Source organism: Mesorhizobium sp. M0152, assembly GCF_040322415.1.
Taxonomy (GTDB): Bacteria; Pseudomonadota; Alphaproteobacteria; order Rhizobiales; family Rhizobiaceae; genus Mesorhizobium.
This window is the reverse complement of sequence record NZ_JAMYTH010000081.1, coordinates 1-9,944: the sequence shown is the minus strand read 5'-3', so window position 1 is coordinate 9,944 and position 9,944 is coordinate 1. Positions and strand designations below refer to the sequence as shown.

10 protein-coding genes and 1 pseudogene are annotated in these 9,944 nt (G+C 64.0%); 7 read left to right on the top strand and 4 right to left on the bottom strand.

Features of this window, described 5'->3' with window-relative positions:
- Positions 1 to 228: 228 nt before the first annotated feature.
- Entirely contained in the window at positions 229 to 1,029 is an 801-nt protein-coding gene (locus NKJ26_RS32600; RefSeq protein WP_352699912.1) for a lytic murein transglycosylase, read from the bottom strand.
- A 242-nt stretch (positions 1,030 to 1,271) separates the two neighbouring features.
- On the opposite strand from NKJ26_RS32600, the gene NKJ26_RS32595 reads away from it, so the two are divergent.
- The 6 genes from NKJ26_RS32595 to rpsP all read left to right on the top strand — a co-directional run bounded on the left by NKJ26_RS32595 (position 1,272) and on the right by rpsP (position 7,081).
- Positions 1,272 to 2,369, top strand: a complete 1,098-nt coding sequence (locus tag NKJ26_RS32595) for a zinc-binding metallopeptidase family protein (protein ID WP_352699911.1) — start codon at positions 1,272 to 1,274, stop codon at positions 2,367 to 2,369.
- Positions 2,370 to 2,432: 63 nt separating this feature from the next.
- Positions 2,433 to 3,038, top strand: coding sequence for a DUF1236 domain-containing protein (locus NKJ26_RS32590; protein ID WP_352608127.1), 606 nt, complete (start codon positions 2,433 to 2,435; stop codon positions 3,036 to 3,038).
- Positions 3,039 to 3,295: 257 nt separating this feature from the next.
- On the top strand, positions 3,296 to 4,237 hold the full coding sequence (locus NKJ26_RS32585; RefSeq protein ID WP_352699909.1) for a CPBP family intramembrane glutamic endopeptidase: 942 nt from the start codon (positions 3,296 to 3,298) through the stop codon (positions 4,235 to 4,237).
- A gap of 477 nt (positions 4,238 to 4,714) precedes the next feature.
- On the top strand, positions 4,715 to 6,307 hold the full coding sequence (ffh, locus tag NKJ26_RS32580; RefSeq protein ID WP_352699907.1) for a signal recognition particle protein: 1,593 nt from the start codon (positions 4,715 to 4,717) through the stop codon (positions 6,305 to 6,307).
- A 7-nt stretch (positions 6,308 to 6,314) separates the two neighbouring features.
- Entirely contained in the window at positions 6,315 to 6,641 is a 327-nt protein-coding gene (locus tag NKJ26_RS32575; RefSeq protein WP_027027232.1) for a chorismate mutase, read from the top strand.
- Between the two features lie 38 nt (positions 6,642 to 6,679).
- A complete protein-coding gene (gene rpsP / locus NKJ26_RS32570) occupies positions 6,680 to 7,081 on the top strand; it encodes a 30S ribosomal protein S16 (protein ID WP_352699905.1) in 402 nt (133 codons plus the stop codon).
- A gap of 78 nt (positions 7,082 to 7,159) precedes the next feature.
- Here the strand turns inward: rpsP and NKJ26_RS32565 are convergent, their stop codons facing one another.
- The 3 genes and pseudogenes from NKJ26_RS32565 to NKJ26_RS32555 all read right to left on the bottom strand — a co-directional run bounded on the left by NKJ26_RS32565 (position 7,160) and on the right by NKJ26_RS32555 (position 9,057).
- The gene (locus NKJ26_RS32565; RefSeq protein WP_352608121.1) at positions 7,160 to 7,423 is read right to left on the bottom strand and encodes a YMGG-like glycine zipper-containing protein; all 264 of its coding nucleotides are present in this window, start codon (positions 7,421 to 7,423) and stop codon (positions 7,160 to 7,162) included.
- Positions 7,424 to 7,628: 205 nt separating this feature from the next.
- A pseudogene (locus tag NKJ26_RS32560) lies at positions 7,629 to 7,981 on the bottom strand (DoxX family protein).
- Between the two features lie 170 nt (positions 7,982 to 8,151).
- Positions 8,152 to 9,057 carry a bestrophin family protein gene (locus tag NKJ26_RS32555; protein WP_352699903.1) on the bottom strand — a complete coding sequence of 302 codons (906 nt, stop codon included), beginning with the start codon at positions 9,055 to 9,057 and terminating at the stop codon, positions 8,152 to 8,154.
- Between the two features lie 188 nt (positions 9,058 to 9,245).
- Between NKJ26_RS32555 and NKJ26_RS32550 the strand changes: the two genes are divergently transcribed.
- Entirely contained in the window at positions 9,246 to 9,653 is a 408-nt protein-coding gene (locus tag NKJ26_RS32550; protein WP_352699901.1) for an ACT domain-containing protein, read from the top strand.
- The last annotated feature ends 291 nt before the right edge of the window (positions 9,654 to 9,944 follow it).

Below are 9,944 nucleotides of genomic sequence, written 5' to 3'. Positions count from 1 at the left end.
CAGCAGCAGCCGCCTGAGCGCGCCCATCCACCCTCCCGTCAACAGCAAGGAAACAGCGCCGAACCACACCAACCGCTCCAAGCGGGCGGACATCCCTTGCCCGCAGCTCAAGCGCCCGCAAAATCGCTGCCGCCAGCCTCGCGCCGAAAGACTGTGTGAGATATCCGGGCTAGACCTCAACAAAAAGCCCGGCGCATGGCCGGGCCCTCAGTCGAATAGAGATTGCTATCAGTCGCCATCGATCGCCGTGGCGATACGGGCGATGGCCTGTTGATAGACGCTCGCGTCATTCCAGCCGGCGATAGCGCCGATATTGGCCTGAGCGCTGGCACCGGCCCGCCAGCCATGAGCCTTAAGGAAGTTGGCGGTCGACGCCAACGCAGTGGCCTTGTCGCGCAGGTTTCCGCTGCCAACGCCATACTTCAGCACATTTCCGGGCAGGAACTGCGTGTGGCCGATCTCCCCATGCGCGGCGCCGACCGACGAAGCGCTCAAAGCTCCGCGATCAACCAGCTTCAGGGCTGCAATGGCATGCGGGTGAAAGAACTCCGGGCGACGGCAATCATAGGCAAGCGTCAAAATGGCGGAGACCGTATTCTGGTTGCCCATGGAGGAACCGAAGCCGGTTTCCATGCCCCAGATGGCCAGCAGCACACCCGGCGAAACGCCGTAGTTCCGTTCGATCTGGTCGAACATTGCCGCGTTCGACTTCTTCAGCATACGGCCCCTGGAAATGATGGCGTCCCCGCCACGGCGCTTCATGAAAGCGTCGACCGAGCCGCTGAAAGCCTTGTGGATGCCGCGGTCGACCGAGATTGTCTTTGTCGCGTAGGTGGCGCCGGCCAGAGCGGCCAGACCCCTGGCTCCTACACCCTCGGCCTTGGCCTCAGCGGCGAACTCCGGCTTCCAGGCATCGAAGCCGGCCCCGTTCTTACCGCAGCTGGCTCCGGCCTGTGCGCCGGTCGTCAGCGCAAGCATTGCCACTACCGCAGCCGCTGCAAATATCTTTCCCTTGGCAAGAAATGCCATGTTGTTCTCCTGGTTGCCTGATTCACGTCCCGCCTGGAATTTGCCAGCGAAACGGTCACTTGTCACCGTCCGCTGCGCCAAGCTGGCCAATGAAGGGGAATTTGCCTACCATCAAGCAAATATTATGGCGGGCACGGCCGAAACCTCGCGGATCCTTCCGCCATGTTGCTGAATAGTGTCACGGCAGGGAACGACGCCAGACGACCGGCGTTTCAGCGACGCCCTCACAGGTCGAGATCGAAATGAAACTCTTCGACTGCCCGCATTGCGGCCATCGTCTCTACTTCGAGAACGCCCAGTGCCTGAACTGCTCCAGTCCGGTGCTCTACGATCCCGAGCATGCATGCTTTGTCTTGCCGCGCATCGACGGCGTCTTCCAATGCACCAACGCCGACGAATGCGCCTGCAACTGGATGGCCGAGCCGGGGCAGGCTTTTTGCCGGGCTTGCGTGCTGAACCAGTTGATCCCCGATCTCTCCGTCGACGGCAACCGCCGCCGCTGGATCCGCGTCGAGGCGGCGAAGAAGCGCGCCATCTATTCGTTGCTCGCCTTCGGCCTGCCGGTGACGCCCAAGCAGAACCCCGCCGACGAGACCGGCCTTGCCTTCGACTTCCTCGCCGATCCGATCGGCGGCGGTCCCGGCGGCGAGCGTATCCTGACCGGCCACGACAATGGGCTGATCACGCTCAACGTCGCCGAGGCCGATTCGGCCGAGCGGGAAAAGCGGCGGGTCGAGATGGGCGAGAATTATCGTACGCTGCTCGGCCATTTCCGGCATGAGCTCGGACATTACTACTGGGACCGCCTGATCCGCGACGATCCGCAAAAGCTCCTCGCTTTCCGCGCGCTGTTCGGCGACGAACGCGCCGACTACGAACAGGCGTTGAAGGTTCATTATGCCAACGGCGCGCCTCCCGACTGGCAGCAGAACCACATCTCGGCCTATGCGACCTCGCATCCGTGGGAGGACTGGGCGGAGACCTGGGCCCACCACCTCCACATTACCGATACGCTGGAGATGGTTCATGCGCTGAACTTCCCGCTCGGCCGGCTGGAGACGGTGGAAGCGAATGAACTGCCGCGGAGCGACACTGGCGGCGGACCGCAGCCGGCACCCTCGCAGCCTATAGCGGCGCCCGAGCCTTTCGACAGGATTCTCGACCGGTGGCTGGTGCTGTCGGAGGCCTCCAACTCGATCAACCGCTGCATGGGCCTGCCCGACCTCTATCCCTTCGTCATTTCCGATGTCACGGCGCGGAAACTGGCCTTCGTTCACCAACTTCTGACCGATCGGCCGAAAGAAGCGGGAACAAATCGTGAGTTGGCTCAGGCGTTTTAGCCGGAACGCATGCGCCACGGTTCCGTTTTCGCTGGCGAGGGACCATGAACACGGAGTGAAGCCATGAAATCCGTATTGTTTCCCGCAATCGCCGGGATGCTGACCGTGATGTCGGGCGCCGCCATGGCGGACACCGCCGTCTCCGCGGTCACCGATCTCAACGTCCGCGCCGGCCCCGGTCCGCAATATCCTGTCATTGGCGTGCTCGCCGCCGGCCAGTCGGCGACGCTCAGCGGCTGCATGGAGAACAGCAAATGGTGCACGATCGCCGAAGCCGGCGGCCAGGGCTGGGTCTATTCCGATTATGTGACGGCTGAGTTCGGCGGCAGCCGGGTGGTGCTGACGCAGCGGCCGCGCACTTCAGGCATTGCCGTCGTCGCGCCGCCGGCTGACATTGGCGATTACTCGAACGAGTACACCGGAGCGATCATCGCCGGCGAGCCGGTCGTCGATCCCATCCCGCGGCCGCCTGCCGAAGTCAGGACTTATGTTCGAACACACCGTCTCGACCCTGTCTATCTGGAGGGCGAGGTGGTTACCGGCGCCACCTTGCCCGACACGGTCGAACTGCGCGAAGTTCCGGACTACAGATATCGCTATGTCTATGTGAACAATCAGCCGGCGCTGATCGATCCGGACACACGGCGCATCATGTACGTGGTGCGCTGACGTCGTTTTTTGCGGAAGCGGCCGCCGCACCAGCCGCCGCCGCCCGCAGGCAGTCCGGCCGCCTCACGCGCGGACCGCGCATCAATCCTTTGCGAAAACGATTCCGCTCTTCGGGGCCATCGGCTAGCGGTTCACCGTTTCACGGAAACGCCGAACCGCTTTGTCTCGCTGTTTTTAAGCAATTCCGGACGGAAAACCGTTTCACGCGTTTGCTGGAATTGCCCTAGACAGTCGAGGAATCCGGCAAAGGAGCCAGCATGACGTCAGACCCCGCCGCCTTCGAACGCTATCGGCGTTCGCCGAATGACAGGACGACCTTGCCGCGTCTTCTCCTGGGAACGGTGATCGTCGTTCTGTTCTGGGCCGCGACGACCGCTGGCGTGCTGTTCGGGGGCGCCTACGCCTTCTTCGCATGGCAGGGCTCGTCCGGCGTTGCTTCGCCCACACAGGAGTTCCTCGCATCGCCCGTTGGCATTCTCGCCGCGCTTGCCTCCTTCGCCGGCATCTGGATCGGCCTGTGGATCGCCATGCGCTGGGTGCACCGCGAGAAGCTGTCGGCGCTGCTCGGCGTCAGCCACCGCGTTTCGCGGTCGGGCTTCCTCAAAGGGCTGATCGCGGTGCTGATCACCTCGCTCGTATCCGAAATCCTGCTCTATTTGCTGGAGCCGGAAATCGCGCGCGGCACGATCAGCCTGTCGGCCTGGCTGTTGTTCCTGATCCCGATCGTCGCGCTCACCTTGTTGCAGACGTCGTCCGAAGAGGTGCTGTTCCGCGGCTATCTGCTGCGTGGCCTGGCCAACCGGTTCAAGAGCCCGTTCATCTGGGCGCTGCTGCCCGGCCTTCTGTTCACCTCGCTGCACTGGAGCACCAGTTCGTCGGCCGCCATCAACGCCTGCGTGCTGGCCTCGATCGCGGCCTTCGCGCTGTTGTTGACGCTAGTGGTCTACGCCACCGGCAATCTCGGCGCCGCTCTCGGCGCCCATCTCGGCAACAATCTGACCGGCTTCCTGCTGATCTCGCATCAGGAGAGCTACAATTCCTTCGCTTTGTTCAACGCCAAGCCACTCGAGGGGCCGGGCTGGACGACATCGGATGCTGTGCTCATCGCTCTCGTCGGCATCGCTTGCAGCCTGCTGACGATCGTGCTGCTGTTGCATCCCCGTTCGCCGCTCAGGGTTACAGCTTGGCAAGAGGCCTGATGACGGCCAACACCGGCGCTGCCGGCAGCTTTTCCACGAGAGGAATTTTTTCTTGACATGGTGAGTGCAGCTATGGTACATATTTGCCTATGGTGCAGATTTGCGCCAAAGACCCGCCGCACAGGCGGGTTTTTCGTTTGATGCTTCTCAACGAACGCGCCGGCGAACGCTCCGGAAGAACCCGTCAACCAGGGTTCGTTGCCCTGAGCAAATCCGCCCCTGACTTGACTCTGGCGCCGATTTCCTGTCTACACGCCTCGAATTCCGCGACGAGTATCCCTCCGAGCAAGCCGACCAGGACGCCGAAACCTCTTTGAGGCGGGTGCTGTAAATCGATCCTGGAGGCCAACACCCGGCAGCGCTGAGCGCCCCCGGGTGCTTTTTGGTTTTGGCTTTTGCTCGCCACGAGACTTGGACAGTTGGCGCGAACGCATTACCTCTCGGGCACCATCCGGCTGCCAGGGAAAAGGAAAACGAATGTTTGAATCGCTGCAGGAGCGTCTTGGCTCCATCCTGAACGGCCTCACTGGCCGCGGCGCGCTGTCGGAGGCTGACGTCTCGGCTGCGTTGCGCGAGGTGCGCCGCGCGTTGCTCGAGGCAGACGTGGCGCTGGAAGTGGTGCGTGCCTTCACGGACAAGGTGCGCGAGAAGGCGGTCGGCGCCGCCGTGCTGAAGTCGATCAAGCCCGGCCAGATGGTCGTCAAGATCGTCCATGACGAGCTGGTCGACATGCTTGGCGCGGAGGGCGTCGCCATCGACCTCAACGCGCCGGCGCCCGTCGTCGTCATGATGGTCGGCCTGCAGGGCTCGGGCAAGACGACGACCTCGGCCAAGATCGCCAAGCGGCTGACCGAGCGCCAGAACAAAAAGGTCCTGATGGCCTCGCTCGACACGCGACGCCCCGCCGCGCAGGAGCAACTCCGCCAGCTCGGCGAGCAGGTCAAGGTCGCGACGCTTCCTGTCATCGATGGTCAGTCGCCGGTCGACATCGCCCGGCGCGCGGTGCAGGCGGCCAGGCTCGGCGGCCACGACGTCGTCATTCTCGACACCGCTGGCCGGACCCATATCGACGAGCCGCTGATGATCGAGATGGCCGACATCAAGAAAGTGTCGAGCCCGCATGAAATCCTGCTGGTCGCGGATTCGCTGACCGGACAGGACGCCGTCAATCTGGCCAAAAGCTTCGACGAACGCGTCGGCATTACCGGCCTGGTGCTGACCCGCATGGACGGCGACGGCCGCGGCGGTGCGGCGCTCTCGATGCGCGCCGTCACCGGCAAGCCGATCAAGCTGATCGGCACCGGCGAGAAGATGGACGGGCTGGAGGAATTCCACCCCAAGCGCATCGCCGACCGCATTCTCGGCATGGGCGACATTGTCAGCCTAGTCGAGAAAGCCGCCGAAAACATCGACGCCGAACAAGCGGCTGCGATGGCCCGGAAGATGCAGTCGGGCAAGTTCGACCTCAACGACCTCGCCGGCCAGCTTCAGCAGATGTCGAAGATGGGCGGCATGGGCGGCATCATGGGCATGATGCCCGGCATGGGCAAGATGAAGGACCAGATGGCCGCCGCCGGTCTCGACGACAAGATGTTCGGCCGCCAGCTCGCCATCATCTCGTCGATGACCAAGGCCGAACGTGCCAACCCCGATATTCTCAAGCACTCGCGCAAGAAGCGAATCGCGGCAGGCTCCGGCACCGATGCGGCCGAGATCAACAAGCTCCTGAAGATGCATCGCGGCATGGCCGACATGATGAAGGCGATGGGCGGCAAGGGCAAAGGTGGCGGCCTGATGCGCGGCATGATGGGCGGCCTCGCCTCCAAGATGGGCCTCGGCGGCATGATGCCGGGTGGTCCTGGGGGCATGATGGGTGGCGGCATGCCCGATCTGTCGAAGATGGACCCCAAGCAGCTCGAAGCCTTGCAGAAGCAGGCGCAGGCCGCCGGCCTCGGTGGCATGAAGGGCCTTCCCGGCGGCGGCCTGCCCGGCCTGCCCGGCGGCATGAAGCTTCCGGGGCTTCCCGGCCTGGGTGGCGGCGGCTTGCCCGGCCTCGGCAAGAAGAAGTGAGGGCGCGATGAACGAAGACAAGGACATGGCCGACGCGCGCACCGTTCTAGCCGGCTATCGCGCCTCGATCGACAACATCGATGCGGCCTTGATCCACATGCTGGCCGAGCGCTTCCGCTGCACCAAGGCGGTCGGCGTTTTGAAGGCCGAGCATGGCCTGCCGCCGGCCGACCCGGCGCGCGAGCAGGAGCAGATCGCCCGCCTTCGCCAGTTGGCGAAGGATGCGCATCTCGACCCGGATTTCGCGGAAAAATTCCTCAACTTCGTCGTCCGCGAAGTGATCCGCCATCACGAACAGATCGCCGCTGCCAACGGCGTGACGAAAACCAACTGAACCCAAATCAACGAACTTAGAATTTCAGGAGAAAAGAAATGCCATTGAAGATCCGACTGGCCCGCGCGGGCTCGAAGAAGCGCCCTTACTACCACGTCGTCGTCGCCGACGCCCGTTCGCCGCGCGACGGCCGTTTCATCGAGTCGCTCGGCTCGTGGAATCCGCTGCTGCCGAAGGACGGCGAACGCGTCAAGGTCGACGCTGACCGCGTCAAGCACTGGCTGTCGCACGGCGCCCAGCCGACCGACCGCGTGCTGCGCTTCCTCGACGAGGCCGGCCTTGCCAAGCGCGAGACCCGCTCCAACCCGAAGAAGGCCGAGCCCGGCAAGAAGGCGCAGGAACGCGCCGCCCTGTTGAAGAAGGCGCAGGAAGACGCCGCCGCCGCGGCCGCGGCAGCTTCCGCGGCACCGGCCGAGGCGGAAGCCGCCACCGCCGAATAATTATTGCCCTATCGCATCTCACGAAAACGGCGGGCCTTTGCCCGCCGTTTTGCTGTTCATTGGTCGAATGCGGCTCCGTCAATAGCCGCTCGGGCAGCGGTCGACATAGACGCGGCCGTAACGGTCGCGATAGCGGCACTGGCCGGCTTCGCTGGCATGGCCGATCAGCGCGCCGGCCACGGCACCAACCGCGCCGCCCACGACAGCGCCCTGGACCGGGTCGCCGGCCACGGCCGCGCCAACCGCAGCCCCGCCAAGGCCGCCGACAGCCGCACCCTTTTCCGTTTGCGAGCACGCGCCGAGTGCCGTTGCCAACACCAGAATGGTCATGATTTTCTTCATTGTCGCTCCTCTCACAAGGGATCGCCGTCCTCGCCGCCAAGTCATTAACTCTCGTACGGCTAAATTGATCCCTGACGATGGAACGCCGCTCGCCAGGCGAACCCCAGGCAAGCTGGCGCCCCGTATGGGTCATGCCCCGCTGAGGCGCTTCAGCTTGGCGAGGCCGGCCGCGAAATCCTTGCCGAACATTGTTCTCTCCTCGCGATTATCGGCCGAACGGGAGCAGCGCGCGCACTTTGAGGTCGCGCAGATACAGACCGCCCCACAGAACGATGCCGAGATAGACGCCGAACAGCGTGTGCGAGAACAGCGGATTGCCGATCCGCGCATTGGTGGCGATGGCTCCGCCCATATAGGCGGTGAGCAGGATGGCGCCGAGCACCGATGTGCGCGGCAAGACGTAGAGCGCGGTCGAGATCAGGCCGATGACGCCGAGCAGGCGAGCGGCGGCAGTTTGATGGCGCCGTCGAAGATCATGAACAGCACGATGACGGCGCTGAGCACGCGGCCGGTCCACAGGGCGCCCGGCGAGACGGGCGCGGTTTCGGAAATGCTCATGGTGTTCCCTCCAGTGGTTCGAGCCCTTTCAGCAGGGGTCGTGCCAAGGACGCGCCGTGCGCCGGCGATCCGACAAGGTCCGGAGTACTTTTTGAGCCCGTGAGAGCAAAGTCGTCCTGTCGCGATCCTTCCCAGTGCTCGCGGTTATGCTGCGGCGGCAGGTCGAGCACCTACGAAAAGTAAAACTCCTCGGCCGGCAGCATTTTCGGCGGCGTCTCGCCCAGCGCCTCGAACACCGAGATCTCGCAGACGCGGCAGAGACCGTCGAGGGCGAGGTCGTTGGCCTCGGTGCCGAACGGGTCCTCGAGTTCTTCCGAAAGCGCGTCGAGGCCGAAGAAGGTGTAGGCGATCAGCGCCGTGAACAGCGGCGTCGCCCAGCCGGTGCTCGAGATCAGGCCAATGGGCAAAAGCAGGCATACGATGTAGGCCGTGCGATGCACCAGCAGCGTATAGGCGAAGGGCAATGGCGTGCCGGCGATCCGCTCGCAGCCGGCCTGGATGGCGGTGATCGATGCCAGCCTTTCATCCAGGATGCGGAAGCCGATCGGGTCGAGTTCGCCGGCCTGGCGCTGTGCATTGGCGCGTCGGCCCATGCGTCTGACCATTTCGTCCGCCGGATTGGCGAAGTTCGCAGCCGTTTCAGCCTCAGTGGCGACGAAAGCGCGGGCGTCTTCCACGCTGTCGATCTTGCGCAATTGCCCGCGCAGGAAATGGCAGAAGGCCAGCGCCTCCATGAGCAGGGCGCGCTGTTCGCTCCGGTCGGCGATAAGGCTAGTGGTGGCGCGCGCCAGGTTACGGATTTCGAAGACCAGCGTCCCCCACAGCTTGCGCGCTTCCCACCAGCGGTCGTAGGCGGCATTGTTTCGGAACGAGAGATAGATCGACAACGTCACGCCAACCAAACCAAAGGGCGTGATGTTGAAGGCTCCGAGATCCAGGCGAAACCAGCGCGCAATGGCGACGATGACCGCCGAATAAAGGGCAAAGCCGATGATCTGAGGCAAGATGCGTGGCACCACGGAACCGCGCATGATGAAGAACAGCTGCAGGAACGTGGGACGCGGGCGAACGATCATCGGAAGCCTTTCACGGACCGGCATCGGCCCTCAGCATCTCTATTGTGCGACGCGACAGGCCGGCAAGCCCAGCCACCAGCGACATCGCCATGTCGTCCGCGCAGCGCGCGGACTATCGGCACTCGCCGGCCGCGGATATTGAGGAGCATGCGGACTGCGGCGGCATCCTGCATCGGATGGAGAAAGCAATGACCGGCGAGACCGATCTCAAGACATTATTGGCATCGATGACGCCGGAATTGCTCGCCGGCACCTATGTCTTCGCGGCGCTGGCGCCCGGCATCGCCCAGCCGGCAGGTCTCGATCCGGTGATGATCTTTCGCGAGCGCGAGGGCGTGACGCTGATCGTGGCCGAGGAGGCGGCGAAGACAGCGGGGCTGACCGCTTCGTTCCGCTGCCGGATGATAACGCTGAACATCCATTCGTCGCTGGAAGCGGTCGGCTTCCTCGCCGCCATCACCACGCGCATGGCCGCCGCCGGCATGGGCGTCAATCCGGTCTCGGCTTTCTACCATGACCATCTGTTCGTTCCGGCCGAGCGGGCTGAGGAAGCAATGGAAGCGCTGCGGAAACTGGCGGAGGAAAACAAGGTGTAGCGCATCGGCCAAGCTGCCAATCTCCCCCCTTGTGGGGGAGGAAAGACGTGTGCCATCGACGAGTAGAGGAAGGACGTACGTTCGCCAAACCAGGCGCCCTTCCTCTCCCTCCGGAGGGGGGAGAGGTGGCGCTGCGAAGCAGCGACGGAGTGGGGGAAGGCGGTCTTCAAATGCGCCGCCGCCGACAACCAGGGTCTTGATGAGGCCGAGGCCGGCTTGAAACAACAACAGCCGAGCCGGGTCGACCCCCACTCCGGCCCTTCGGGCCACCTCTCCCCCGATCGACGGGGG

Coding starts and splice junctions, on each gene's coding strand:
- NKJ26_RS32600 (WP_352699912.1), bottom strand. CDS start 1,029: ATGGCATTTCTTGCCAAGGGAAAGATATTTGCAGCGGCTGCGGTAGTG.
- NKJ26_RS32595 (WP_352699911.1), top strand. CDS start 1,272: ATGAAACTCTTCGACTGCCCGCATTGCGGCCATCGTCTCTACTTCGAG.
- NKJ26_RS32590 (WP_352608127.1), top strand. CDS start 2,433: ATGAAATCCGTATTGTTTCCCGCAATCGCCGGGATGCTGACCGTGATG.
- NKJ26_RS32585 (WP_352699909.1), top strand. CDS start 3,296: ATGACGTCAGACCCCGCCGCCTTCGAACGCTATCGGCGTTCGCCGAAT.
- ffh (WP_352699907.1), top strand. CDS start 4,715: ATGTTTGAATCGCTGCAGGAGCGTCTTGGCTCCATCCTGAACGGCCTC.
- NKJ26_RS32575 (WP_027027232.1), top strand. CDS start 6,315: ATGAACGAAGACAAGGACATGGCCGACGCGCGCACCGTTCTAGCCGGC.
- rpsP (WP_352699905.1), top strand. CDS start 6,680: ATGCCATTGAAGATCCGACTGGCCCGCGCGGGCTCGAAGAAGCGCCCT.
- NKJ26_RS32565 (WP_352608121.1), bottom strand. CDS start 7,423: ATGAAGAAAATCATGACCATTCTGGTGTTGGCAACGGCACTCGGCGCG.
- NKJ26_RS32555 (WP_352699903.1), bottom strand. CDS start 9,057: ATGATCGTTCGCCCGCGTCCCACGTTCCTGCAGCTGTTCTTCATCATG.
- NKJ26_RS32550 (WP_352699901.1), top strand. CDS start 9,246: ATGACCGGCGAGACCGATCTCAAGACATTATTGGCATCGATGACGCCG.